At 63.4% G+C, this 23,553-nt stretch carries 25 protein-coding genes; 4 read left to right on the forward strand and 21 right to left on the reverse strand.

Annotated elements, in window-relative coordinates; all coding sequences use genetic code 11:
- Window positions 1-180 precede the first annotated feature (180 nt).
- Window positions 181-1,326, forward strand: coding sequence for an acyltransferase family protein (locus tag AC1DQQ_RS04460; RefSeq protein ID WP_478044369.1), 1,146 nt, complete (start codon window positions 181-183; stop codon window positions 1,324-1,326).
- Here AC1DQQ_RS04460 and AC1DQQ_RS04465 read toward each other — a convergent pair.
- From AC1DQQ_RS04465 to AC1DQQ_RS04490, 6 genes are all read right to left on the reverse strand, one after another.
- Entirely contained in the window at window positions 1,323-1,568 is a 246-nt protein-coding gene (locus AC1DQQ_RS04465; RefSeq protein WP_478044371.1) for a hypothetical protein, read from the reverse strand. The two genes, AC1DQQ_RS04460 and AC1DQQ_RS04465, sit on opposite strands and share 4 nt — an antisense overlap.
- Window positions 1,555-2,013, reverse strand: a complete 459-nt coding sequence (locus AC1DQQ_RS04470; protein ID WP_478044373.1) for a hypothetical protein — start codon at window positions 2,011-2,013, stop codon at window positions 1,555-1,557. Before AC1DQQ_RS04470 ends, AC1DQQ_RS04465 begins: the two co-directional genes overlap by 14 nt.
- Window positions 2,013-2,678, reverse strand: coding sequence for a glycosyl hydrolase 108 family protein (locus AC1DQQ_RS04475; protein ID WP_478044374.1), 666 nt, complete (start codon window positions 2,676-2,678; stop codon window positions 2,013-2,015). The genes AC1DQQ_RS04470 and AC1DQQ_RS04475 overlap by 1 nt, the downstream gene beginning before the upstream one ends.
- Window positions 2,671-2,955, reverse strand: coding sequence for a DUF7940 domain-containing protein (locus tag AC1DQQ_RS04480; protein WP_478028665.1), 285 nt, complete (start codon window positions 2,953-2,955; stop codon window positions 2,671-2,673). The genes AC1DQQ_RS04475 and AC1DQQ_RS04480 overlap by 8 nt, the downstream gene beginning before the upstream one ends.
- Before the next feature lie 74 nt (window positions 2,956-3,029).
- Window positions 3,030-3,233, reverse strand: coding sequence for a hypothetical protein (locus tag AC1DQQ_RS04485; RefSeq protein WP_478044376.1), 204 nt, complete (start codon window positions 3,231-3,233; stop codon window positions 3,030-3,032).
- Complete coding sequence (locus AC1DQQ_RS04490) at window positions 3,233-3,499, reverse strand: hypothetical protein (protein ID WP_478028667.1); 267 nt, start codon at window positions 3,497-3,499, stop codon at window positions 3,233-3,235. Before AC1DQQ_RS04490 ends, AC1DQQ_RS04485 begins: the two co-directional genes overlap by 1 nt.
- Before the next feature lie 126 nt (window positions 3,500-3,625).
- Between AC1DQQ_RS04490 and AC1DQQ_RS04495 the strand changes: the two genes are divergently transcribed.
- Window positions 3,626-4,648 (forward strand): acyltransferase family protein, encoded by a 1,023-nt coding sequence (locus AC1DQQ_RS04495; protein ID WP_478044378.1) that lies wholly within the window; start codon window positions 3,626-3,628, stop codon window positions 4,646-4,648.
- Between the two features lie 48 nt (window positions 4,649-4,696).
- On the opposite strand, the gene AC1DQQ_RS04500 is transcribed toward AC1DQQ_RS04495, so the two are convergent.
- The 5 genes from AC1DQQ_RS04500 to AC1DQQ_RS04520 are packed head-to-tail and all read right to left on the reverse strand — an operon-like array spanning window position 4,697 to window position 12,695.
- Window positions 4,697-7,717, reverse strand: a complete 3,021-nt coding sequence (locus AC1DQQ_RS04500; RefSeq protein WP_478044379.1) for a hypothetical protein — start codon at window positions 7,715-7,717, stop codon at window positions 4,697-4,699.
- A 34-nt stretch (window positions 7,718-7,751) separates the two neighbouring features.
- The gene (locus AC1DQQ_RS04505) at window positions 7,752-10,745 is read right to left on the reverse strand and encodes a phage tail protein (protein ID WP_478044381.1); all 2,994 of its coding nucleotides are present in this window, start codon (window positions 10,743-10,745) and stop codon (window positions 7,752-7,754) included.
- Window positions 10,745-11,173, reverse strand: a complete 429-nt coding sequence (locus tag AC1DQQ_RS04510; protein WP_478028673.1) for an NlpC/P60 family protein — start codon at window positions 11,171-11,173, stop codon at window positions 10,745-10,747. Before AC1DQQ_RS04510 ends, AC1DQQ_RS04505 begins: the two co-directional genes overlap by 1 nt.
- Complete coding sequence (locus tag AC1DQQ_RS04515; protein ID WP_478041918.1) at window positions 11,170-12,036, reverse strand: DUF2163 domain-containing protein; 867 nt, start codon at window positions 12,034-12,036, stop codon at window positions 11,170-11,172. The genes AC1DQQ_RS04510 and AC1DQQ_RS04515 overlap by 4 nt, the downstream gene beginning before the upstream one ends.
- A gap of 2 nt (window positions 12,037-12,038) precedes the next feature.
- Window positions 12,039-12,695: a DUF2460 domain-containing protein gene (locus AC1DQQ_RS04520; RefSeq protein ID WP_478028675.1), complete on the reverse strand. Its 657-nt coding sequence runs from the start codon at window positions 12,693-12,695 to the stop codon at window positions 12,039-12,041.
- 363 nt (window positions 12,696-13,058) lie between these two features.
- On the opposite strand from AC1DQQ_RS04520, the gene AC1DQQ_RS04525 reads away from it, so the two are divergent.
- Window positions 13,059-13,796 (forward strand): hypothetical protein, encoded by a 738-nt coding sequence (locus AC1DQQ_RS04525; RefSeq protein WP_478041919.1) that lies wholly within the window; start codon window positions 13,059-13,061, stop codon window positions 13,794-13,796.
- On the opposite strand, the gene AC1DQQ_RS04530 is transcribed toward AC1DQQ_RS04525, so the two are convergent.
- The gene (locus tag AC1DQQ_RS04530; RefSeq protein ID WP_478044382.1) at window positions 13,793-16,855 is read right to left on the reverse strand and encodes a phage tail tape measure protein; all 3,063 of its coding nucleotides are present in this window, start codon (window positions 16,853-16,855) and stop codon (window positions 13,793-13,795) included. The two genes, AC1DQQ_RS04525 and AC1DQQ_RS04530, sit on opposite strands and share 4 nt — an antisense overlap.
- 3 nt (window positions 16,856-16,858) lie before the next feature.
- Between AC1DQQ_RS04530 and AC1DQQ_RS04535 the strand changes: the two genes are divergently transcribed.
- A complete protein-coding gene (locus AC1DQQ_RS04535; RefSeq protein WP_478028678.1) occupies window positions 16,859-17,086 on the forward strand; it encodes a hypothetical protein in 228 nt (75 codons plus the stop codon).
- Window positions 17,087-17,162: 76 nt separating this feature from the next.
- On the opposite strand, the gene AC1DQQ_RS04540 is transcribed toward AC1DQQ_RS04535, so the two are convergent.
- The 9 genes from AC1DQQ_RS04540 to AC1DQQ_RS04580 form a co-directional block, all read right to left on the reverse strand.
- The gene (locus AC1DQQ_RS04540; protein WP_478028679.1) at window positions 17,163-17,537 is read right to left on the reverse strand and encodes a hypothetical protein; all 375 of its coding nucleotides are present in this window, start codon (window positions 17,535-17,537) and stop codon (window positions 17,163-17,165) included.
- Between the two features lies 1 nt (window position 17,538).
- Window positions 17,539-18,300 carry a hypothetical protein gene (locus tag AC1DQQ_RS04545; protein WP_478028680.1) on the reverse strand — a complete coding sequence of 254 codons (762 nt, stop codon included), beginning with the start codon at window positions 18,298-18,300 and terminating at the stop codon, window positions 17,539-17,541.
- Between the two features lie 69 nt (window positions 18,301-18,369).
- Window positions 18,370-18,621 carry a hypothetical protein gene (locus AC1DQQ_RS04550; RefSeq protein WP_478041921.1) on the reverse strand — a complete coding sequence of 84 codons (252 nt, stop codon included), beginning with the start codon at window positions 18,619-18,621 and terminating at the stop codon, window positions 18,370-18,372.
- 17 nt (window positions 18,622-18,638) lie between these two features.
- Entirely contained in the window at window positions 18,639-19,070 is a 432-nt protein-coding gene (locus tag AC1DQQ_RS04555) for a hypothetical protein (protein ID WP_478028682.1), read from the reverse strand.
- A complete protein-coding gene (locus AC1DQQ_RS04560; protein WP_478041922.1) occupies window positions 19,067-19,555 on the reverse strand; it encodes a hypothetical protein in 489 nt (162 codons plus the stop codon). The genes AC1DQQ_RS04555 and AC1DQQ_RS04560 overlap by 4 nt, the downstream gene beginning before the upstream one ends.
- Complete coding sequence (locus tag AC1DQQ_RS04565; protein WP_478028684.1) at window positions 19,552-20,112, reverse strand: head-tail connector protein; 561 nt, start codon at window positions 20,110-20,112, stop codon at window positions 19,552-19,554. Before AC1DQQ_RS04565 ends, AC1DQQ_RS04560 begins: the two co-directional genes overlap by 4 nt.
- A gap of 4 nt (window positions 20,113-20,116) precedes the next feature.
- Window positions 20,117-20,311: a hypothetical protein gene (locus tag AC1DQQ_RS04570; RefSeq protein ID WP_478028685.1), complete on the reverse strand. Its 195-nt coding sequence runs from the start codon at window positions 20,309-20,311 to the stop codon at window positions 20,117-20,119.
- 98 nt (window positions 20,312-20,409) lie between these two features.
- Window positions 20,410-21,939: a hypothetical protein gene (locus tag AC1DQQ_RS04575; RefSeq protein ID WP_478041923.1), complete on the reverse strand. Its 1,530-nt coding sequence runs from the start codon at window positions 21,937-21,939 to the stop codon at window positions 20,410-20,412.
- Window positions 21,940-22,001: 62 nt separating this feature from the next.
- Window positions 22,002-23,471, reverse strand: coding sequence for an HK97 family phage prohead protease (locus tag AC1DQQ_RS04580; RefSeq protein WP_478028687.1), 1,470 nt, complete (start codon window positions 23,469-23,471; stop codon window positions 22,002-22,004).
- Between the last annotated feature and the right edge of the window lie 82 nt (window positions 23,472-23,553).

The raw sequence follows: 23,553 nt of genomic DNA on the forward strand, positions 1-23,553 counted from the left end.
ATTAGGCGCCCGGAGCGCCGCTTCTCGCAAATGGTTGCGAGATGTGACCGTCCCGCCACAATCTCGATCAACGTCGCGACACCACGTCATGCGGACAATCCCGGGCACGAGTCCGGTTCGAGGATCGCTTTGACGCAGCGGTCATGGCGTCGCGCGGGCGGCGGTGGCAGGCGTTGCGCGGTGAAGGCCTATTCGGTACAGGACTGCCGCGCATATCAAGCAGCGCTATGGAGGCCGATGGCGCGACGAACGGAGGCCTTCACGCTAATCGATGGCATGCGAGGTTTAGCCGCGATCGCGGTCGCCTCGCTGCATTGGCAAGCCATTAGCGCGCCTTGGTTTTTTGCTGCGAGCGGTGGCCTTGCCGTAGATCTGTTTTTCTTGCTGAGCGGCATCGTGATCGCGCACGCATATGACGATCGAATTGCAAGCGGCGAGCTCAATACCTCCCGATTCATGCTGACGCGGCTTATCCGCTTTTGGCCGCTCTACGCACTGGGAACCCTGCTCGGTGGCGTCGCGGTTTTTGTGGCAATGGCAACAGGACGGGCAGGCTATTACCACTCCTACGGCGAACTCCTCTCAGCGATCATGCTGACGTTGATGTTTATCCCTCAGGGGTGGGGAGCGAAGCTGTTCGAGCTCAATCCGCCATTCTGGTCGCTGCTCTGGGAATTGGTGGCCAATTTCATATTCGTGCTGTTTTGGCGACGATTGTCGGTCAGCGTCATGGCCGCGATAATTGCCATCGGGGCAATCGGAGTGATCGCGATCACCCTGATCTACGGCCAGCTTTCTGCGGGTAGTCTGTGGGAGACTGCCGGGGCGGGGCCAATACGGGTATTGTTCTCCTTCTTCCTCGGCGTTCTCATCTATCGAACCGTCCCACGTGCAAGGGTCCGATCGCAGTTGATCGGGCTAGCATGCGCGGCGCTGCTGATTGGTCTGTTCGCCGCTCGCCCGGGCTCATGGACGGCGGTCTATCATTTGCTCTGCGTGCTCCTGATCTTTCCCGCGGCTGGGGTGCTGGCCATGCGGGTCGACGTGGGTGGTCTCACCGCTCGGGTTTTCAAGCAGCTGGGCGACGCATCCTATGGCGTCTATGTATTGCATATGCCGGCGCTAATCTTCGTCAGCTGGATCGTCAGTCACGCCGGTCGCGCCGGTGTGTCCCTAGGGCCTTTCCTATTCCTCATCTGCTGCCTGCTGCAGGTTGGCGGGGTCTTGTTTCTCGACCGCTCGTTTGATCGGCCCGTCCGGAAGCGAATGATGGACCGATTTGGCCTCAAGACGAGGCGTTCGTTGCCCGACCCAGAACCGATTTAGTCGGTCTTGGTTTTCGGACAGTTCCCCGGCATCTTTCCAGTCTCGAATATGGCCTTTACGCACCGGTCATAGGCGTTGCGCGCGCCTTGCCGGTTGTTGAGCCGCGCAACAGCGCCGATCGCTTCGGCCAGCAAGTCCAGCTGCTCGCCAAATTCGCCCTTGTCGATCAGGATCAGCTCGCCGGATTTCCTGCCGGTCAGGGTCGGCAGGCGCTCGGTCCTGGTCGTCTCAGCGCTCGGCATCGGCAGCGTCGGCCGATCGGTTCGCATCGACGACGAGAGCGTTGAGATGGTCCCGCACGCTGTCAGCGTCGACAGCATTAGTGGAACGAGCGTCGCCATTAAGCGTGCCCGGCGTCGCATCCAGCGCATCGTGCATCTCCCTGATCTTGGTTTGGACGAGAATGGAGGTCTGGTCGTCTTCGGCCGCGACACGCCTGCCGATAGCGTCGACGGTCGCCTGTGCCTGGCGTTCGTCGGCGCGCGCGACGGCGACGGTCTTGGCGTGTGCCTTCTCGGCCCGCACCTCAGCTTTGGCCCCGCCGGCGGTTTCGCCCTTATGATAGATCAGCGCGATCATGGCGCCGATAGCTGCGAGTGCGACCAGGACCGGCACGACCCAGCCGAACAGGCGAGCGGCCCAGTCAGGCCATTTCCAGCCGAGCGCGAGGGAAATGAGAAAGGCCATCAACCGTCTCCCTTGCCGCAGGATCGGCGATCGACATTGCCGATCCGGTTCCGCAGCCACCCCTTGAGAAAGGCGCGGAGCTTGGGGTTGGCGGCGGCAAGCCGACGATATTCCGCAGCTTGCCGGGCATCGAGCGCGTCGAGTGTCGCGGCGCAAGCGGGGATGACGCCGAGCTTTGTCTGGAGCATCCGATATGCCGCGACGTCGACGGGCCCCAACGACGCCGCACTGTCCGGCAGGCGCGCGTCACCCAGCGCGTTCATCGTCAGCCGATACCAGCGATTGGGTCGCCGCGGCCCCATATTGATCGCGGTGTCGATCAACTCGCCGGCAACGGCGGGTTCGATCTCGATCAGCGGCATATAGCCAGGCGCGGCGATGTAGCTCCGCACATAGACGGCATCGGCGCAAATGGTTGCGGGGCCATCGCAATGCTGCGGGAACCGGCGCATGTCACCGCGATACCCATAGTCGCGAGCGACTTGTTCGGTGACGCCGTAGCTGGTTGCGCCGCCCGGATCGCGGGCGTCGTTCACATAGCCGCCCTCGGCGGCATAGACGCCGGCAAGGATGACCGCGACGGCCGCGGCGATGGCGCCCTTGCTGGCCCAGCCGGCACGCGCCGCCGCGTCGCTCTCAACGAAACTGTCGACGCCTTCAGCCATTGGGCGCCGCCTTCTTCTGCGCCACGATCCGCGCCACCATGATGGCGACGAACAGGATTACGGGGATCGAGTGGAGCAACGGTGCGGGAAGATATGCCCGCATGTCGTACGGCATGGCGTTCCACGCCGCCGAGAGCGCGTCGGGGAACCACTGTGCCAACGCGGTGACGATGGCCCCGAACGCCGCCAGGCGCATAGTCCAGAAACGCCACCACAAGCGCGCGTCATCGATCAGGCGGGCGCGGACAAGCGCCCACCATTTGCGTAGCAGGTTCATGGTTTCCTCCACTTGCGGCAGCGCCGCGGGTCAGGCGTGGTCGTAGGTCTCCGCGATCGCGGCGGTCGCGCGGATCAGCGGGTCGTTGGCGAGTGTTCGTCGGCGAGCCGCTCCGGCTCGTTGAGGTCGGGCTCGAGTGCCGGCGGCGGGAATGATTCACGCAACATCGGCGCGACCTGAGTGATGCTGATCCGTGGCCGCGTGATAGTCATATGGATCGGCGACACCATCATCAGCGCCAGAGCGAAGAGGATGAGCATCGAGCCCGGATCGAACATCACGGTTGTCCTGTCCTGGTTTGGCCGGATGAGGGGACGAGCACCTCGAGCTTTGCCTCGATCCGCGCGGTGCGCTCATTGATCTTGTCGAGCTTGTCGGCGTCGAATTCGCGACGGGTTTCCAGCGCGGTGAGGCGGCGTTCGTGCTCAGCCAGTTCGTTCATCTTGCCGCCGCCTGCCCATAGGAAGCCCGCGATCAGGAAAATCGTCGTGATGACGGGAAGCCACGCCAGCCAGGTTGGCGGGGCTTTGGCGGGCCTGGTCATTGGGGGGTACTCTCAAAGAGGCGGTGACTGCTTGTTCTGGCGGACGGGTTTTGCCACGCAGAGTCACTCAGGAGTGGGGCCGTCAATTCACTTTGCGCTCGAAGCCGACGCCGCTACGCCGCTCGAATGCACGATCTCGCATCAAACGACGAAGACGCAAAGATCAGCCCGCATTTCGTGCGCGGGCTCGATACCTTCCGGTTCTTGGCAGCATCAGTCGTAGTGGCTGGCCATGGCGCGTGGATCCCGTTCGACCGGTTCGCCGGTGAAACCAGCGGGCAGTTCAAGCTGATTGCCGGCCTATGGAATAGTCTTCCCAACGGCACCCTCGCGGTGTGCGTCTTCTTCTTTATCTCGGGTTTCTGCATCCATTTCCCGAACGTCGCCAAGGAGCGGGTCGCGATCCTGCCGTTCTGGGTAAAACGGGGCCTTCGGATCGGCATTCCGTTAATCGTTATCGTTATCGCCGCGCGCGCCGCAGGGGAGCAGTACGTCGGCGCGCTCGATAGCGTGCTGTGGAGCGTCTATTGCGAGTTAGCCTATTACGCGCTGTACCCGGTACTTTTCCCCATTCTACGCGGCCGCTGGGAGCGGGCGACCGCTATAAGCATCATCGCTAGTGTCGGATTACTTGCGAGCTTCCCTGAGGCGCTCCGTCCTCTCAATTTCGGCGCCCTAACATTTGTTTTCTGCGCGCCAATGTGGCTGCTTGGGGCCATTCTTGCGGAACGCTATCGATCGGGAGCGCTGTTCAATTATCGCCTCCCGTCAGTATGGCTATTACGTGGGGCGCTGCCGGTCTGCGGTGTTCTCGCGACCGTCCTGTTCTATCACGGACCAAAGATTCCGCTCACTTGGGCAGTCGCCGCATTCGTCCCCGTCGGGTATTTATGGTTGGCGAAGGAACTCCAGCGTCTCACCAGCCACCGGACGAACGATCGATTGGAAGCGCTCGGCGGTGCGGCTTACTCAGTTTACCTCATCCACCGATTTCCGCTGACACTATTCGGTGACATCTATCACTCGCACCTTCCGGGCGCTCTATATCCAGTACAGGCCATTGCTGTTGGTCTATGCGCTTACGCCTTCTATCGAGTGGTCGAGAAGCCGTCGCACCGGCTCGCCAAGAGGATTGGCGAGCGGCTATAACTGTCAACGCACTTGCGGCCTGCATCGGCTATGTGCCCTCCCGCTGACTTACGCGAGTCCGATGAGCCGATTGAACAGCACCCGCATCTGGTTTGACTTGAATCGCTTGTTCGCTCGGCGCGACAGGTGCGTCAGGTCGTTATAGGCAGCGTTGGGGTTCAAAATATCCCACTGACACCTGACCGGATCGGAATTGTAATACGCGTAGAAGTCGTAAATCGGGACATTCGCTGCCGATCCGACGGCACGGCCCTGCTCAGTGATTTTATCCGAAAGCGCGCGGCTGAAACTGGTCGTGCTGGACTCGGGATCGGTGAACAGAACGACGCTGCCGCTGAGCTGTGCGTTGGCGATGATGGTGCTCGCTTGTGGATTGTAAGAAGACCACGCCGTGCCGCCGCTGGCCATGTCATTGGTATCATCGCCGCAGCCGAACCAGAGCGAGCATCCAAGCACACGAACTGGGTAGGAGTAGCTTGTCTCGACGTCGTCATCCCGCGATAGGTTGAGAACGTTGAAGCCATCCGCCCCACCGTTGAAGAACACGAACGATTTCGCCGCCGGATTATAAGCGTACCCGAGACAGACTCGCACGGGATTGCCGACCGCCTTGATGCTCCAGACGTTGTTTCCGAGCGCGGCGTCATAGGTGCGGACGAGCAGCGCCTTCGTCCACATGCTGCGGCTTGTCGTGTTGAGCGTGTTAGACACGCTGTACGTCCCGTCGCCGCCCGACGTACCGCTCAACTGGGCGAGGATTGCCGAGCCACCGATGACGCCGGTCGTCATCGCCAGTCGGTCCCCGACCCGGATCGTTCCGGTCGTGCCCGTTGTGGTTAGGACACTATTCGTTATCACCCCGGTGAACGTCGCTGACGTAGTGCTGTTGCTGGTAAGACCCGTCTCGTTAGCCGCGATCGGTGTCGTCCCGCCGTCCGTGGACACCTCGACGGCGCCACGGCCGGTGGCGTCGGTATAGGGATAGAGAACGAAGCGACTGTTCGCACGACCGGAATTGAACGTCAGAACTGTGCCCGCCGGGATGATGATCACGAAGCGTCCGAAATCGACACCTGTCGTTGTTGGCGCCGTGCCGGTGTAGCTTAACCTAGCGTCGTGCTTGATCGTGCCACCCGAGAAAATCTGCGAGCCGGTGCTGCAAAAGGCTTCAGCGACGCTGAAACCGTCGACTTCGAGGGCGGTTACCATTTGCGACATCCAGCTATTGGACCGAATGTCGGTATCGCCCGCGAGCCCAACGCCACCTTCGTGTGACGGGCCGATAACCCCCACTTTGACGTGGTCTATGATGCCGGCCTTCAGCTGGTGCATAGATGCGATGAATTTGGCGAACTGTGTCGAGCCGACATAGTTCTTGAGCAGCGAATCTAGCGCCGGGGCGGGTTGCGACGTGTAGGCATTCCACAATTGCTCGTCGGTCAGGCGGGCGACGGTGTCGTATTCCCACCAACCGATGCAGCCGTTGAGCACTTGCTGACCGGTAGTACCGCCAGTCCCTTTCGGCCCTCCAAGCGAGGCCGAGGTGATCGCGACGCCGCCGTTTTTTGCGAAGGGGTGCGATGTCTCGAATTTGCTGCCGCCGCCGAAAGTCATCGTTGCGGTCGCATCCCAGGTGCGCCCTACGGTCGCGCCCTTCGAGAAGGTGTCATTGCCCAGGTCGCTGCTCGTGTTGCTGCCGCCGTCAGACATGGTGACCTTCGTGTTGGTGTTCACGAACCACTTGCCGGCGTTATTGAACCCGAGGAAGAACGGCGGCGCGCCATAGTTCCGGGTGTTCTGGTCAGAGATACCCATTAGCAGGTAACCCTGCGGCGACTGCATCGCTGCAAGGAAGGCGGAGCCCGCGGGGATTTGATCCGCTTCCCGGGTCGCCTGCGAAGCGATGTAGGGCACCGCTTCCGTCTCGGAAGGCGAAGACGGGTTATAGACAACATTCGCCTTCGTAAGACCGCCGGATGGGGTCAGGGTGATTGTGCCGGCTGCCGTGATGTTGATAAATTGGGGGACGCCTGCGGTGCCAGAGAGCGACCCGAAACCGGTGCCGGTCGCGGTTCCTGCTGCGCTCACATAGGCGCTGCCGGGAGGACCCCACGCAGTGACGGCGATCCAGCCCGCGGGAACCGCGACCGTCTCTCCGGCTGGCGCGCCGGGCGTCGCGAGCAACTGCAGCGCGCGCGTGAAAGCGAACAGGCCCTTGCCCGGCCGGATTACGGGCGTGTTGATAGCATAGCTGGTCGGAACATAGGTGTAGGGGTCGCTTGGCAGCATGTCGGTCGATACGCTGTTGCGGGTTACAGTCGCCTGATTGGCCGGCAATGTGGCCCCAACGGTGCGCAGATCGGTGCGCACACGGGTGGTCGACGGAAGCGCGCCACGCGATGCCAACACACCGGCTGGCCAACCGATCGCGGTCCTGGGCCCATAGAGATAACCGCTGTCTAGATCAAAATAGAACGCGCCAGGTATGCCGATGTTGTTAGCCGGCGGTCCGTGGCTTTCAATGTACGTAGCGGCTCCCGCAGGCACACTGGCAGCACTCGCTGCCGCCGCCGCGGCAGAAGACGCCGCCGCTGACGCACTCGAAATCGCCTGCCTGATCAGCGAAGCACCGCCCAAAGCCAGATCAGCCGCAACCACCGCTATATTGCTGGCCCCGCTCAACAAGTCCGCAGCCACCGTACCGATCTTGCTCGCCGCGCCGAGTGCCAGGTCGGCAACGACCGCAAGAAACCCCGGAGCGGTCGTGGCCGCCGCGACCGATGCCACCTGCGCATCCAACTGCGTCAGGTCGTACAGCTGAAGGTCATGGACCATCGGCGCGAGATACGATCCGTCCGCCGACGCGATCTGAACGTCATAGGCACCGTTGGCGGCCGCGAACCCCACCAGCCCGGACGTCGCCGCCGTCGTCGGATTCGCCAGGCCGGCATTGGCACTGTCGAAGATCGTTGCCAGCGTCGTCGTACCCGCCAGAAACACGGTGACCTTGGCGAACGGCAACACGGCCCCCGTGTCGCCACGGGAGGCGATGAACTCGTAATATTGCATATTGAGGCCAGTCCTTTGGGAAGACGTGGTGTGGTTACGCGGCGGATCCGGTCATCGTGCCGTTGTTGGTGACGGTGACGGCGTTGCCGTTTTTGCGGACGGCGAAGCCGGCACCGCCGCCGGGCGTACCTCCGCTCGACGGGCTGCCTGCGGTCGCATAGCTGCCGCCGGCGCCGCCGCCCGGCGAGCCGCCGGCTCCGCCTGCGGACCAGCCCTGGCCGTCATTGCCGATCGTCAGGTAACCCTCGCTACCGGCACCGCCTTGACCGTTCGGCGCACCGCCACCGCCGCCGCCGGTGCCGATCTTGTAGGGGGAAGCCATCGCGTTCGATCCGCCGCCACCGCCGCCGCCGCGCACCGCGCCGCCGGCGTTGATCGTGATCCCGCCCGACATCGGTACTCGGACATAGATGGCATCGCCGCCGGCCATGCCGGCACTGCCGCCGCTCCCGCCGTCACCGCCGCCGCCGCTAATCGAGCCGCCGTTCTGGATGACCAATGTCAGCGCGATCGCATGGGACGTGGTCGGCCAGCTGCCGGTGTCGATGCCGATGCCGCCGCTCGCAAGCCCGGTGACGTTGACGCCATTGGGGACGTTGAAGGTCACCGTCGCGTCCGAATTGCCCGTATAGCCGGCGGCGTCGGCCAAAGACCGCAGGTTGACCGCCGATCCCGACGGCACGCTGATCGTTGCGGTGAATGCCCCTGGCGGCACGGCCGGCGCCCCGGCGCTCCCCGGTGCGGCTAGCACGTCCCAATATGCATTGGCCTGGCCGGTGCCGGTCGGCGCATGGCCGCTGAAATTGTCCTGGGTCGCGACGTAGCTGCCGCCGCCATAGGCGACGCTGTTATTCAGGAAATAGGTCGCTCCGCTGCTATAATCGCCGCGGGGAGTCAGGCCGGACAGCGATTGCGGCGCGGTCCAGATGCCCAACAAAGTTCCGTTCGCCGTCTTGAGCGCCGTGCTGGACCAGATCGTCGCCGTGCCGGCCGGTATGCCGTCATACCAACCCGACGGATTATCCCCGCTGGGGGTCGGCGGTTGCGCATAGGAACGCACGAACTTGATGTCGCGATAGCCGGCGCGCGCTGGCGCCGAGCTGATCGCGATGGAATAAGCGGTGGCCGTGGCAAGATCCTCGAGCCCACGGCCGTAGATGTTGAACGAGGGAAGCTTGACGTAGATCGTGTCGCCGACATTGCTGGCGTCATAGCCGAACCTGAAGATCGCATCGTCGATCCGCGCGAAGTTGGTCCCACCGGCATGCGCGCCAGAAATCGTACCGCGCTGGCCGCGACGGAGCTGGGTCAGGTTATAGCGGTTGGCTGCCGTCAGGGTTGCCGTCCGATAAGACACCACCTCGTCGCCGACCATGCACAACGTAACCCCAGCGTCGCGATCCGACGTGCTGACGCTGTCGAGCTGTCCCAGGCTGTTCGACAGATCGACCGCCAGCGTGTTCGTCGTATCCGGATCGGCACCCGTCGCCAGCGCAGAGGTTAGCGTGCCATAGCGCGCCGGCCCATTGATCGTCCCGACCATCGAATAATTGGCGCCGTCGGTGCTGATCCAGACCTGACAGCCGCCCCAGGTCGGCGATGTCGACGCGGCGGCCACCCACATTTCGGCATCGAGCCCGGCGAGGTTCGGCGGCGCAATGAACAGCCAAGGTGCCGATACCGATCCGGGCGCGATATCGGTGTTCGCCTTGTATCCGTCCGAGCCGGAGTGGGAGGCATAAAGCGCCGCCGAGGCAATGCCGATGGGGACGCCTTCCGCCGTGATCGCCAGCAACCCGTCGGCGTCCTCGCCAATCTCGATGATCCGCACCAGCACGCGATCGAGCTGCAGTGAATCGGTCGCCGTCGTCAGCGTGACGAGATCGGTTGGTTCGAGCAGCGCGAAGTTCCATGGCAGCTTGAACGCATATTTCTCGCGCGTGTAGAGAACGCGCTGGGCATAGAGCTGCACCGCCTTGCGTGCGATGTCGGCGTCGCAAATGCAATGGACCGTCGTCGGATCCTGCTTGCGCCGCCCGAACGTGACGATGTTGTCCAGGTCCTGGGCGGTCGCGATGCCGACATTATATTGCTGGCTGCGGTCGAGGAACTCGAACTGAACGATGTTATAGGCGTCGGACTGGTCGACGATCTCGATCGACACGGCATTGCCGCTGTCGTCGACGATCAGGTCGTCCTCGGTCAGGTCATAAGCGGGTGTGAGGTTCGGATTCCAGGTGACGCCGTTGCCGGTTGCTGGGGCGTCGCCATAGGGCCGGATCTTGAGCACACCCTCGGACCAGAAGGCGGCGGAGTTCGTCGCGGTCAGCCATTCTTCCAGGATCGACGCCGCGCCCGACTGCGATTCGAGCACCGGCGACAAGAGTAAATTGTTGGCGCGGCAATAGAGCGAATAATCGGACAGGTCGCCGATCAGCCCCGATCCCCACATCGGCACGCCGTAAGCGGGATTGGTCAGGAAATCGGTGATGATATCCTTCGGGTCGGCGTCGCCGTTCGCGACACCGCTCAGCTGCACGCCGAAGTCGATTTCGAAACTGTGGTTCGACAGCGTCGCACTGTCGGCCAGGTCGTAATCCTGGGCATAGACGTAAGCGATGCCGCTATAGGGGATCGCCTGCGCCGGCACTTTGGAAGTCAGGTAACTCCACACCGGTTGCGTCGGGCTGCCCGTCGCCAGGCTCAACCCGGCGGCCGACAGCGACGTCAGCACGGCGGTGTCCTTGTAGATCGTGCGAATGCCCCGAATACCGCTGGCGCCGCCCTCGCAAATGCCCATCATGATCGAGGCGGTATAGGTGTAGGTCGTGTTCTTCGACCCGCCGCCTAGACCCTTGCCGCCGGTTTTGGTGGTGTGCGCAATCGCCGTGAAGGCGCCGTACCACATCAGATTGCACTTCATCCGGCCGCGGCCCCAACCTAGGGAGATGGGCAGGCCTAGGGTAGACGATTGGACCTGCAGCCCGTTGAGCTTCGGCGACGTGGTCGAGGTTGACTTGCCGCCCATCATTGATCCTCGAACAGGGTGAAGAACTTGACCGGCCGGGAGCGCAGCTCCTCGTCGCGGTCGGCATTGCCGCGGACCACGCCGCCGCCGCGGATCACGGCGTGCAGCACTTCGGGCAGAGCGATGACGATCGCGGCATGCGAATAGCAACGGCCGTATTTCCAGATCGCGAGGTCGCCGGGCCCGGCCGCTTCGCGCGGAATCTCGCGCGCGAACCGCGTGACCCAGCCCAGGAACTGCTCTTCGTCGCGATGCAGCATCCATTGCGGCGAGTAATCGGGCTCGACCCGCGGAATCAGCCCGACCGCTTCATACACCGCCGCCGGCAGCATCGCGCAGTCGACCCCGACGCCGCGCAACCGCGCCCGGTGATGATACGGCGTTCCTTCCCAGCCCAGTGCCTCGCGCACCACATCCTCGCGCGTCATCCGAACGCGGTCTCCGGCACCGGGACGTACGGCGTCGCCTTGAACCGCCCCAGATTGTTGAAGCGGACCGAACACCGGCTCTGCGTCAGATCGCACCCCGGATAGGCAGTGAAGGTGTTGCCCGCGACCGGCAGCGCGGGAAGGGGAGAGACGAGCTGGAACAGGCCCGCCGCATCGTTCGCCATGATAGTCGCCGAGATGCCGGTATTCGGTCCCGACGTGAACACGATGCGCCCCTGCGCGAAATCATTGGCCGGTGGTGTCAGGCTGGTGTCGAACACCGTGAGTGTTGGGGCCGGCGACGCGCCGACAATGCCGGTCACCGCGAAGGCCGCCGGATTGAGCGCGCAGCCGGCGTCATAGACCGCGTGCAAGCAGGCCGCTTGATAGAGGTTGGCCGGCATGTTGGCGTTGAGCAGCACGGTCCAGGACGACACCGTGATCGTGGCGCTGTCGCCGGTAATCGCGCTGATCGCGGTGACGCGCCCCGAAAACCTCAGCACCGTGCCGACCACCGGCAAGCCCCAATCGGTCAGGAACGCACGGTCCAGTCGGACATTCGCGCCATCGAACCCATGCCCCCGGATGAACGGGATGATCGGCACGCCGTTGATCAGATCGTCTGGGTTCGCGGCGATCGCCATGTCGACGGTCGTAACGTCGAGTCCGATCTTCTCGCTGATATCCTGCCGCTCGATCATCGGGCCAAGCGCGTAGAGGTGGCCGCCCGACACGATCGGCACGTCTCCGCCCGACCATCTGATGACGGCCCCGCCGACCAGCGTGATCGTCCACAGGTCGACCATCTGAAAGTCCGCGCCGCTGTTGAGCAAGGTGATCAGCGCAGGCGATGCAGCTTTCATGGTCAGCCCTTGGTCGTGGTGAAGGAGAGTCCGTCCTGCGACCACAGGCTCTGCATCATCTGGTTGAGCTCGAGCGCGTCGTCGTCGAAGCGACAAACGAACATGAAGCGCCCGGTCCAGGTCAGCACTTTTCCGGCTGCAGGCGCGCTGGCGAAGGTGATCGATCCGCGCGGACCGATCATGAAGCTCGCGACCGGCGTCGTGTCGGCAAACACGGTTGGCGTTCCGAGCACGCCGCCGACCGGCTCGGAAAAGGTCGCGTTACCGAACGCCATACTCCGAATAAGCTGGAACTTGGTGGTTACCCCGTCACCGATCCCGAACCGTTGTGCGGCCACGGTGTTGTCGCCCGGGTCGAAGAAGAAGAATTCCTGATATTGCCCGCCATGCAGCAGGAAGAACGTCGCCAGCCGATCGAGGTCCGGCGCCGACGGCAGGTCGCGCAGCACCTCATAAGCGACCTTGAATTGCCAGCGCGGATACGACCAGGTCTTGCGCCGCCGCTCGCGTCCGGAAGAGGCCGTTGCGATTTTCGTCGCCCACATAGGTTTCTTCACCATCAGGAACGATTGCCCGATCAACGTCGGGAACACGTCGGCATCGTCGATCGACGGATCGGCGGTGACGAGCCAGCGGGTCGGCAGATAGAGCGTGGGCAATCTCGTCTCCAATCGAATGGGCTGCGCGGATCGCCGCAGGGCGTTTGGGCACGGCGCTGTTGCCGCCGCTGCGATGCGGACGCGATGTGCGCAAACCCGTTCCGGTTCGGTATTTCGGCGCTTCGGACAGATCGCGGGCGGGGCGATCATGGCAAGGGAGTCAGCTCCGAAATCGTCGCATGACGCTCGAAGGTTTTTGCTCCGTTTTCGATCTATCGGCACGCAGTCCCTATTGCGAGGAGCCTGCCCAATGATAGCGTCGTCCCTTCACAACAGGGTCGCGGACGCGATTGCTGCAGTTCAAGCTCGGATCGATGCTAGCCCCGTCGTTGCGCGCAGCCAGATCAACGGGAGGAGAACCGAATGTTAAGATGGATGATCGGGCCGATCGCGTTGGCCATGGTCGCGACGCCAGCTGCCGCCGACAACAAGGACAAAAAAGAAAATGCGGCGGCCGTGGCGGCGATCAAGGCTCGGGCCGAGCAACTCCGCCAAGATCCGGCGGCAAGAAAGTGCCTCGGCGTGGACGCCGTGACTTGCCTTGCGACCTTGAGCTTCGGCGTGACGCTCATGACCGAGCCGCTCTGGATGGGAGGCGGTTACAAGCTTCCGAAGCCGGTCCAGCACGACATCGACGGACGTCCCATCTCGCAATTGGTGGAGTTCCTGGTCACGTTTGGATCGCGCGACAAGGACATCTTTGGACAGAATGTCTTGCACGCGCAGATGGATTTGTATGATGGCGAGCACGTCACCGACGTGAAATTCTTCCTGAAACATGCCCCGTTGCTGGCTCGCACCCAGGAGGATTGGGATAACACGCACATTTTCGAGCTCGCCACCGCGGTTCTTGGACCCGAGTGCGTTGGGACTGACCGTCTGGCCTTTTACCGCCGATATGATGCGATGCAGAAACAATGGGCAAGCCGGGACCAGTACATGGAAATGCCTTCGGGCCCGAGCATCTCATCCGGTATGTTCGGCGATACTGAAATGTGCGGCGTCAGTGTGGTGGCGGGATCGGTCGCCGGCATGGCTGCAGGCATCGGTTCGTACGGGGGCTCGTCAATCACGTTCCGAATGCCCGACAAGCCGCGCTAGCGCTGCAGCGAGAAACCCAGCTTGCCTTCGCGGTGAGCCATCTTCATGGCCTTGGCGAAGGCGTTTCGGTTGGCGACGATCTGCGCTTCGGACAGGCCGCTCGCGGTGTGGTCGTGGTAATGATAGCCACCTGACGCACCGGCTTGGTCGTTCGCGGCAAAAGGGGCGTTGCTGTTCGCGCCGGCCGCGAATCCGACCGGCGGGACACCGAAAGTCGGCATCGACGCGAATAGCCCCATGACATTCCGCCATCCGCCGGCCTGATCGGCGGGGATGATCGTTTCCCCCTTGTGCAGCATGCCGATGCCGTCCCTACTCAGGTCGTAGGCGCCAACATCGAACCCGGCCATCGTCCCGTACGATGCCGCTGCGGCGGACATAGCTGCACCGAACCCTACCGCACCGAGGTTCATCGGGAACGGTGCGGCGGCCATCGACGCCGTGCCGCCTGCGCCGGCCTTGGCGGCCTCGGTAGTGATCGTGCTTTGGCCGTCGGTTTTCAGGATCCCGAGCTTGATCGCGAGTGCCGTCAGCTCCTTGGCAAGCCATTGCTCAATGATCTTTGCGATGGCGTCGCCAATCGCCTGCTGCACTGTCTGCCAAAGGCCCTTAACCGTTGCGGCGAACCCCTGCTGCAGCGTGAGCATCTTTGCGATGTTCTGGCTCCAGCCGGACGCGATCTGATTGATAGCTTGGCGTTCGATCTGGCTGCGCTGGAGACTGGCCTTTCGGCTGATGTCGTTAAGGCGCAATTGATGCTGCTTCGCAAGCTGCTCGATCTTGGCATCCTGGCCCTTGATTACATCGGGGTTCGTTGTCGGGTCGGCTTTGAGCTGGTTGAGCTTACGGATCAGTTCGTCGCTGTCGATCTGGAACCGATCGTTTTCGAACTTCTTCTGTTGCTGGAGGAGCTGAGCGTCGCTCAGCGCGCCCATCTGGTTGAGATATTCGGCTTGGGCCTGAGCGTCGTCGATATCGCTATGCCGCATGTCGGCAACGTGCTTGAAATAGTCATCCTGAATGCGCCGGCGTTCATCGGCTTCGCGGCGCAGATATTCGGTGATCTGTCGTTCGGTATCCTTAGCCTGCTTCGATTCCTCGCCATAATGTTCCTTGGTCGCGTCGACGATCGACTTGCCTATTTTCGTCTCTTCGGCAAGGTTGCCATGCGCGAGATCGAGCTTCTTTCGAAGCTTATCGACCTCGGATTGAAATTCCTCCTCATGCATGGCGATGCTGGTTTCAGTCGCCTTGCGCTTGACTGCGACCTCCTCGTCTTTCGACATCTTCACGGTGGCGAGGATGTTCACCCAATAGGCATTCTCGTCCTGAAGCGACATCTGGCGGAACTTGCGGTCGGCATCGGCTTCGGCCTGGATGGCCAGCTTCTTTTCGTCGAGCACCGCTTGCCATTCGTTCATCCGGCTTTGCGGCTTCGCTGCGCCGCCGCCGGCATTGCCGTGACCCGGACTGGGCGCCGGCGTCGGTGACGGCGTTGGAGAAGGAGTCGGCTTGGTCACGCCGCTCGGCGGCGGTGGAGGTGTCTTGTTTAGAACGCCGGCGAGCATTCCGGGCGCGTTATTCTGCAGATCATGGGCCGCACGGAGATAGCCTTGCGCCTGTTCGCTCGTTTTCTTGGCATCGCCGACGATCTGGGCGCCGCGGCGGCGGACGGTGGCGTCGATGTCCGCAAGCCCCTTGTCCCAGTCGGAGGCGATCGAGCCCCAGTGGAGCGTCAGCGCATCATAGGCCACCTGGCCGAACAGCTGGAACGTCTTCTTGATGGCCTCGATGCCCAACCCGGCGAAGTCGAACGCCTCCTTCAACTTGCCCCACCAGTCGAGCGCATAGCCGGCGATCAGGTCGAACTCGATCTTGAAACCGATCGCGAGCGCGACGACCGCGGCGACCACTGTCTTGATCGCGGTGATCACGACGTTCATCACATTATGCTGGATTTCAGACCAGTTCAGCCCACCGGCGCCGCTGATCTGCCAAAGGTCCGCAAAGGCCGTGCCGAGCGTATTGATGATCTCGCCGACGCCCTCGATCGCACCGCTCAACAGGTCGAAAATCGTTTTGACCAGGCCGCCGCTGGCATAGCTCTGCGTGAAAGCCTTAGCGAGCTCGTTGAAGCGGTCGACGATCTCGGTCGCCACCGGCGCGAGTGCCGCGGTCAAGGTTTGGGTGACGCCGGTCCAGGCGATCTGCGCCTCGTTGACCGACTCTCCCAATTTCGTACCGCTGGCGACCGCGCCGTCGTTAGCGGCCCCATAGGCATCGGTCTTCTGCGCAAGCGCGCTGATCGCCGCGCCGCCCTGGTTCAGGAACGGGATCGCTTCGGCGCCAGCCTGGCCCATCAGCTTGATCGCCATCGCGGTTTTTTGCGGACCATCGGTGGTCTTGGCGAACTTGTCGGCCACGGTGGTCAGGATCGTCATCTGATCCGACCCCGCCTTGATATCGATGCCGAGTTTCTTGAACGTGTCGGGGCTCTTGCTGAAATTCTTGTCCAGCGCGGCCGCGCTCTGCGACAATTTGGTGAAGTCGGTTCCGGTCGCCTGCGCCATTGCCTGCAATTGTTGAACTTGGTGCGTCGACATTCCGAGTTGCTTCGACAGCACGCTGACCTTCTCGGACGATTCCCCCATCGCCACGATGGCCTGGGCGGCTTGCTTGCCCGCTTCGTACAGTTCGCCGGCAACGCCCGCCGCGCCCTTGATCCCTTCGACCAGCTTGCCGAAACCGCTTTTGCCCTCGCCGGACTTGGTGGCCATTTCCTGCAGCGCCGCGCTGTTATGCCTCAGCGCGGCGGTCACTTCGTTCAGGCCGCTGACGATTTCCTGCGGCCTCAATCCGTGCATGCTGGCGGTCAGCGCATCCATCGACTGAGCACTGCGTTCTACCGCGCCGCGCATCCCGGCAAAGCCTCCGCTCATGCTGTCCGCGGCGGCCTGGACTGTGCTCTTCAACTCGCCCAGATCGCCACGGACCCGTTGGATGCCCGCCTCCACCCCGGATGTGTCGGCCGTGATCCGGATGGAGACGGTATCGCTCATGACATGTCCTTCAGTCTCTGGAGTATCGCGCATGATGCCGCCGCGGTGTCGCCGCCGGCGACCGGCATCGCGACCTCGGCGCAAAGCCGTGCGAGCGTCGGCCGCGTCGGCGAGAGTTCCCGCGTCTCGGCCGAGCTACGGTCCTTGCTGGGAATCAGATCGACTCCCAACGCTCGCGCAATCGCGACTGCAGCGATGTTGAGTGGCGGGCCGGTACGTCGCCAGCTCTGATATTGGGCATCGACATCGGCCAGCCCCCAATCGCGTTCGATCGCGGCCTTCGACCCGCCCTCGATTCCAGCGGTGATCAGATCGTGGACGAGCTCGGCAAGTCCGTGCTCGAGGCTCCCGCCGGCGCCGCTTCCGTGGGAGCCATCGCTTCCCCCTTGCGCTTGAGTCCCGATTCCTCGCTCAGGTCCAGGAAAGCGGTTTGCAGCCCGACAAACTCGTCCATCGACACGTTCGCCTCGAGATAGTCGGCGGTTAGCACCGGATCGATCTTGACCAGCCCGATCGATAGCACGTTGAGCAGGTCGACAGCGGAATCCATCAAATCGGACAGCGATCCGCTGCCGTCGGTCTTGCGTTGGATGTTGTCGATGAACGGCGCGGCCCGGCGCAGTTCGCCGAGCTTATAGGGCGCGATCGCGAAATCGCGCCCAAGAATATGGATCTTGGCCATATTACTGCGCCGACCCCCATTTCAGTACGTTGCCCGACGGATCGGCGAATGCCGAAAAATCGAGTTCCGGGATCATGAAGTCATCGACCTTGGTCTGCAGGGCGAGCTTGTTCGAGACGCAGGCGAATAAGGTCAACGCCAGCCCGTTGCCGCCAAGCTGGTTGAAGAAATCGGCGCGAAAGGTGGGTGCCTGACCCATCTGGATGTTCTGTACGACCGAGGTCTTCGCGACCGTGGAAGTCGCGGTGTAACTGTAGTTAATGAAGACCAGCTTGCCGGTATCGGCGGCTGCGAACAGATACGCGCCGGCGGTGACGCTGTACTGCCCGGCGGTGGGGGCGGAGGCGACGCGCGTCATCGGGTTGCCGCTGGCATCGCGCACGCCCAGGTCGCCCGCCCAGGTGCCACTGGCCGGTACGGTCGGGGTGATCGTGAACGGCGTTGCCGGGATCGTCGCGCCCGTCACGTCATTGACGATGCTGTACAGGCTCGACGTCACCGTCTGGCCGAAGAACAGGCTGTTCATCACCGCGCCGTTGAACTGGCCATATTTGGCCTTGCCGGTGATCTTCATCTTGCCGCGGCCGACCGCGACCGGGAACTGGTTGGAGCCATAGAGCTCCTTGATGTCGCCCTGAATGTCGATCGAGACTTCCTGCGTCACCGCCAACATCAGCGGGGTCGGGTTGGCGATCGTCGCGCCTGTCGCGTCGAAAGTCGGCGTGCCCCACAGCACCCCGGCACCGAAATTGTACATGGCCATGCGATTTCTCCAATAAAAAAGCCCGCAGGAAGCGGGCATTGGCGTTCGTAGTTGAAAGTAATTGGCAGCTTAGATGGGAGAGCAGCCCGCGCGTGCGATCTGGCGCTGTTCGTCGTCGCTCAGATCGGTGGGCGCAGTGAGCACGCCATTTTCCACGCCGATCTCGCGCCCGGTCGACAGGATAATCGCGCTGACATGGTCGGGCGCAGTGAAGCGCGGCGGCAAAGGCGACGTTGTTGGGGCAGGGGCGGTGGCCGTATCGCCGTCCGCCGTCGGCGTCGGGGGATCGGTGTCGGCCGCGGCGGATTGTGATCGTGCCATTGGTTTCTCCATTGTGATCAGGGAAGGATGATGGTGATCGGCACGATCAGCATGGCCTGACCGTCCAGGTCGCCATTGTCCTTGTGGATCGTGCCGTCGATGAACGCGCGATAGGCGAGCCCGCCGAGCGTCTGCCGCGCGCCGGGAAGCGCGGGGCGAAACGCCGCCTCGATCGCGTCGAGGATTGCGTTACTGGTTTCGGCGGGGGTCGCCGCCTGGTCCTTGCCGCCGCGATGATAGATGATCCAGCTCGCGCGCAGGCTGTGCTTGTCGAGCTGGCCGTCGAGCGAGGCAATCGTCTCGGTGCCCTCGATCTGATACAGCCCGGGCACCGGCGCCTTGTCCCACATCTTGAGCCGGCGCGACCGCTCGACAAAACCTTCGTCATTGCCCCAACGCACGTCGCCCAGCGCCAGCAATGCGTCGAACACCTGATTGCGAATGGTCATCCGATCGCCTCCTGCGCGGCGGTGATCGCCGCCAATTTCAGCGCAGCGGCGATCTCGTCGGCCTCATCGCTTAGTGCGCTTGCCAGATAGGGCCGCGCCGGAAAGCGCGATCCGGGATGGTGGATCACCCGCGCGAATACGTGCTTGCCGCCTGCCGCGAAGGCGAGCGCCTTGGCCTTGTCGGGCACGATGTCATGCGGCGACGTACTGCCACCGTATGCTAGGATCGCAGCATAAGGCACGTTATTATTCACGAATACTTGGCCGACTATACTGTCGTCCTTGGCCTCGACCGTGCGCTCGACCGCGCTCGCCAGCCGACCGGTACGCGCGTTCAGCATCTGGCCGTGAAGCTTGTCGTCGATCACATGCCGTTGCAGTTCGGCGGTCGCCGCCGTCACCTTGGCCTCGACCGCCGCCGACACTTGCGACGACAGGCGATCGAGGCCGGCGCTCAGCGCCTCCGCATCCAGCGTCACGCTCATAGCGGCGCCGCCAACATGTAATTGTTGAGCCGTGCCAGCACCGCCTGGTGCATCGCCTCGCGGCTGAACGCGACGGTGGTCGTGCCCGAACTCGCATGGCTGGTCTCGCCGATATGCGTGCGGGCCGAATAGGCTTCGCCGACCAGTTCAGTCACCGCCAGCATTAGATCGGCCGGGACGGAATCATATCCCGCGACATACGTCACTCGCACCGGCCGATCGTACGGCGTTCGCGATCCGACCAGGATCACGCTGCGCCCATCGGTGGCGACCCCCGAAGCGTTGCCGATCGCATCGACCACAGTGTCGATCCGCGTCTCGCCCCATTCGACCGACGTCACCGATTGGACCGGCCAGTTTCTCAGCAGGAACCGCGATCCGCCGGTCCCGCGATAAGTCTCGACATGCGTCGTCGTCAGGACCTTACGCTGGATGGTGTTTTCGACGAACGACGAGACCTGAGTGACCAGATCGGTCAGCAGCGCGTCGTCATTGTCGCTCGAAATGTTGAGCCAGCGTTTGACCGCCGACAGATTGGTGAGGTCGCCCGCCGCCATGACGTCATCGGCTCACGAAGCTGAAGCCGTGCGTGAGCAGCTCGGCCGCCGCCGCGACCGGCACGGTCACGACGCCCTTGGCATCGGCCGCGAAGGATTGCCCGCGCCAACTGCACCCGGCGCCGTCCTCATGATGCATCGTGACCATATCAGCGGGCGCCGCTTTGGGCGCCCGGCGCGGGGAAGGATTATCGGGCACGCGGCATCTCCTCTCGAACATGAAAAGGCCCCGCCGGTCATCGCGGCGGGGCCAGGAAAGCCCGGGGCAAAGGGGTGGGCGCCCGGGAGGGAGAAGGATCAGCCGTTGGCGATGTTGGCGATCACGCCCATCGCGAACGGCGCATAGACCGCCAGCGTCTCCTCGACATAGACGCCCGACATCTCGGCACGCGTCGTGATCGGCCAGTCGATCTGGTAGTAATCGCGGCGCACTTTCATTTCCGCGACATTGGGCACTTCGCTCGACTGATACTGGACCGGCAAATCGCCGGCCCAGCCCAGGATCGTCCCCGCCGACACGTTGGGGTGCAGGCGGATCGGAATCTTCTTGTTGAGGTACGGGTTGTAATAATATTCGACCACGCCGCCGGCGGTCAGCGCGACTTCGCCCGCCTTCGGATCCTGGAAGTAATTGAGCAGCGACGCGGTGCCCGACGCGAGCACCTTCTTGGTGATGTTCCGCTGCTCCTGGCTGTTCACGTAGAGCACGTCGACCGAGCATTGATAATTGTCCCACATCGACTGCATCATCACGTCGATCTCGGTCACCGACCCTTGGCCCGAAGAGGTGAGGGTCGTGCCCGCGCCCGGCGTGCCGGTGGCGAGATAATTGACGTATGCGCCCGACCCCGGCTTCAGCGCGGTGGTCAGCAAGCCGTCGAACGCGGTCGAGTTGGTCGAGCAATCCGCGCTGACCGCGCTCGCCGCCTGCCCCGTACCAGCAAGCGGTTTGGCAAACACGACGCTGTTGGTCGAGCTGATCGCCTCGAGCTTCTCGCTTCCCGCGGTGCCGACGAACCAGGCATAGCCTGCCGCGCCCTGGATCGCCGGCACGCTGCACGACAGCGCCTGGCCGCCGGTCGTCGCCTGGCTCGCGGCCGACGATTTCATCGACGACCCGCCGTTGATCGAGAAGCTCTTGCCGTCGGCGCCGGTCACCGACTTCGACGTCGCGACACCGTTCGACAGTGTGCTGTTGCGCATGCCTTCCATCGTCAGCGCGACGACGATCACCGAATAGGTCACCGATCCCGGCAAGGTCGATCCGGTCCCGCCCGCGCTCAGCGTCGGCGCGGTCGGCGTACCCAGCGCCAGCGAGGCATTGCCGAAGATCACGCCGGCTTCTTCCTTCAGCATCGTTTTCTGCAGCAGGCGCTGCGTCATCGACGCCTTGATGTCCTCAAACGTGCGGCCGGCGGAGATCGCTTCGAACGTCGCCTGGTCTTCCTCGCCCAGCGTCCGGTACGGCGCCGCGCGGTCGGCGGTGGTGTAGGCCATCTGACCGGCGCGCTGCCCCTCGGGCACCCAGGGCGTATTGTCGAAGCCCGAGCCGGTCAGTGCGGTGACCGACTTCCAGTTGGTTGCGGTGCCGCCCCCGCCGCCGACGCGCGGCAGCGATTTGATGATCGGCGTATTGACCGGATACAGGTTCTTGGCCGGCGCCTGCAGGTCATAGGCGACCAGGCCGGTGCCGGTCGAAATGGCCTTTTCGACCATATCGGGGCGTCCGCCCGCCATCAGCATGATGGCGCGCGAAATATTCTCGTCGGGGTTCGACAGGCTGGAGACGAGCGACTTCTTGATCTCGTCGGGAGTGAGATTGGTCATTGCTATCCGTCCTTTGGATAGGCGCAGGAACGAGGCCCGAGCGCGACGGCGCGGGCGACAGGTCAGGCGGTTGCGCGGGCCGCGTGAACCAGAGTCGGGTTGGACAGAGCGATGCGCAGCAGGAACTGGCCGCGCTCCTGCTCAGGGAGGGTGTCGATCACTTTCTTGAGATCGTCGGCGCTGATTGCCGACGTGCCATTGGCTGAATTGGGCGAGGCGTCCTCGGCCTTGCTCACCGCGCGCAGCGGGCCGACGGCGGTTCTGGGCGCCGCCGGCTCGGCCTCAACTTGCTCCAGGCGCTTGGTCAGATCGCCGATCGTCGCGTTCAGCATCGTGATCGTGTCGCCGAAGCGTTTGGCGAGCTCGGCCATCATACCGTCGCCCAGCGCGTCGCCGCGTCGCAACTTCTCGGTGTCCTCGTCAGGATCGGGAGCGGGCGGTGCAACCTGTGGGCGAGGGCGTGCGGTAGCATCTGCCGGTGGCTGGTCAGCGTCTCCGCAATTTTCCGCGCGGCATTGCGCGCCCAGCGCGACGAGGTGGTCGTGTGCCGCCTGGATGCGATCGGCATCGGGTTGGGCAGCCCCGGCATCGTCGCTGCCGGTGTCTTCGGTGTCGTTACCGGCATTGTCGCCGGTCGCGACACGCTTCACCCGATCCTTGCTGTCCGGCGCCGGCTTGGCCTTGGGTTTAGGCGGCGCGTCGTCGTCAGCATCAGGCGGTTCAGTGCCCTCGCGCGGCGCGTCGGAATTATCCGTGTCGGCATCGCTATCGGCTTGAGGGTCGGCTGACTTCGGTTTGGGCTTCAGTTGCGGCTTGGCCGCCGGTGGCTTGTCCTGGTCGTCCGGCTTGCCGCCGTCCGGATCCGCGGCGGGAGCATCGTCGTCGCCATCGGCGTCGGCCCCCGCATCCGGGTCACGATCCTCGTCCTGGTCGTCGTCGTCATCATCGTCGCCCAGGTCGCTCGCCAGTGCCGCGGCGATCAGCCGTTCGCGCGCCTTGAACAGGAAATCCTTGTACCGCCGTGATCCCGCATCCTCGGCCAGCTCGCGGGCCTTAGCGACCACCTCGTCGCCACTCGGAACATAATCCATATCGGCCTTCCACATGTTGATGACGGCGTCGGGGTTGCACGGGCTGTCGACCAGGCTGATCTCGACCAGCTTCAGCGCGGTGATCACGCTGCGATCTGCGGTGTCGCGCTTCAGCACCTTCCCGCCGATCGAGAAGCCGGCATAGACGCCCGCACGCACCTTGGTGATCGCCAGCGGATCGACGACGTGCGCGCAGATCTGGGTGATACCGTGATCGTCGACCTCGGCCTCGACCACGCGCCCGGCGGCACTTGGCTCGTGCATCTCGCGCAAAGCCGGAAAGCGCCCATAGTCGGGCAAGGCCGCCTTCATCGCCGCAGCGGTGATCGTCTCGCCCTGCTGGTCGCGCGTCTCGGATGAGGCGATGCCCCAGACCTTGATCGTGCCGTCTTCCTGATCCTCGACCTTGGTGATCGCGCCGAACTGGCGAAACCGCGTCATGCGATGGCTGTCCTTTCAGGATGTGAGGGGGTCTCGTTACGGCTATTGTTTGGCTTCCGCGCACAGTCGCGTTAGTCTCGCT

It is taken from the genome of Sphingomonas sp. P4_G3 (genome assembly GCF_056401105.1).

Excerpts from the sequence above, each read along its gene's own strand:
- AC1DQQ_RS04465 (WP_478044371.1), bottom strand. The coding sequence starts at position 1,568 with ATGCCGAGCGCTGAGACGACCAGGACCGAGCGCCTGCCGACCCTGACC.
- AC1DQQ_RS04470 (WP_478044373.1), bottom strand. The coding sequence starts at position 2,013 with ATGGCCTTTCTCATTTCCCTCGCGCTCGGCTGGAAATGGCCTGACTGG.
- AC1DQQ_RS04475 (WP_478044374.1), bottom strand. The coding sequence starts at position 2,678 with ATGGCTGAAGGCGTCGACAGTTTCGTTGAGAGCGACGCGGCGGCGCGT.
- AC1DQQ_RS04480 (WP_478028665.1), bottom strand. The coding sequence starts at position 2,955 with ATGAACCTGCTACGCAAATGGTGGGCGCTTGTCCGCGCCCGCCTGATC.
- AC1DQQ_RS04485 (WP_478044376.1), bottom strand. The coding sequence starts at position 3,233 with ATGTTCGATCCGGGCTCGATGCTCATCCTCTTCGCTCTGGCGCTGATG.
- AC1DQQ_RS04490 (WP_478028667.1), bottom strand. The coding sequence starts at position 3,499 with ATGACCAGGCCCGCCAAAGCCCCGCCAACCTGGCTGGCGTGGCTTCCC.
- AC1DQQ_RS04495 (WP_478044378.1), top strand. The coding sequence starts at position 3,626 with ATGCACGATCTCGCATCAAACGACGAAGACGCAAAGATCAGCCCGCAT.
- AC1DQQ_RS04500 (WP_478044379.1), bottom strand. The coding sequence starts at position 7,717 with ATGCAATATTACGAGTTCATCGCCTCCCGTGGCGACACGGGGGCCGTG.
- AC1DQQ_RS04505 (WP_478044381.1), bottom strand. The coding sequence starts at position 10,745 with ATGGGCGGCAAGTCAACCTCGACCACGTCGCCGAAGCTCAACGGGCTG.
- AC1DQQ_RS04510 (WP_478028673.1), bottom strand. The coding sequence starts at position 11,173 with ATGACGCGCGAGGATGTGGTGCGCGAGGCACTGGGCTGGGAAGGAACG.
- AC1DQQ_RS04515 (WP_478041918.1), bottom strand. The coding sequence starts at position 12,036 with ATGAAAGCTGCATCGCCTGCGCTGATCACCTTGCTCAACAGCGGCGCG.
- AC1DQQ_RS04525 (WP_478041919.1), top strand. The coding sequence starts at position 13,059 with ATGTTAAGATGGATGATCGGGCCGATCGCGTTGGCCATGGTCGCGACG.
- AC1DQQ_RS04530 (WP_478044382.1), bottom strand. The coding sequence starts at position 16,855 with ATGAGCGATACCGTCTCCATCCGGATCACGGCCGACACATCCGGGGTG.
- AC1DQQ_RS04535 (WP_478028678.1), top strand. The coding sequence starts at position 16,859 with ATGTCCTTCAGTCTCTGGAGTATCGCGCATGATGCCGCCGCGGTGTCG.
- AC1DQQ_RS04540 (WP_478028679.1), bottom strand. The coding sequence starts at position 17,537 with ATGGCCAAGATCCATATTCTTGGGCGCGATTTCGCGATCGCGCCCTAT.
- AC1DQQ_RS04545 (WP_478028680.1), bottom strand. The coding sequence starts at position 18,300 with ATGGCCATGTACAATTTCGGTGCCGGGGTGCTGTGGGGCACGCCGACT.
- AC1DQQ_RS04550 (WP_478041921.1), bottom strand. The coding sequence starts at position 18,621 with ATGGCACGATCACAATCCGCCGCGGCCGACACCGATCCCCCGACGCCG.
- AC1DQQ_RS04555 (WP_478028682.1), bottom strand. The coding sequence starts at position 19,070 with ATGACCATTCGCAATCAGGTGTTCGACGCATTGCTGGCGCTGGGCGAC.
- AC1DQQ_RS04560 (WP_478041922.1), bottom strand. The coding sequence starts at position 19,555 with ATGAGCGTGACGCTGGATGCGGAGGCGCTGAGCGCCGGCCTCGATCGC.
- AC1DQQ_RS04565 (WP_478028684.1), bottom strand. The coding sequence starts at position 20,112 with ATGGCGGCGGGCGACCTCACCAATCTGTCGGCGGTCAAACGCTGGCTC.
- AC1DQQ_RS04575 (WP_478041923.1), bottom strand. The coding sequence starts at position 21,939 with ATGACCAATCTCACTCCCGACGAGATCAAGAAGTCGCTCGTCTCCAGC.
- AC1DQQ_RS04580 (WP_478028687.1), bottom strand. The coding sequence starts at position 23,471 with ATGACGCGGTTTCGCCAGTTCGGCGCGATCACCAAGGTCGAGGATCAG.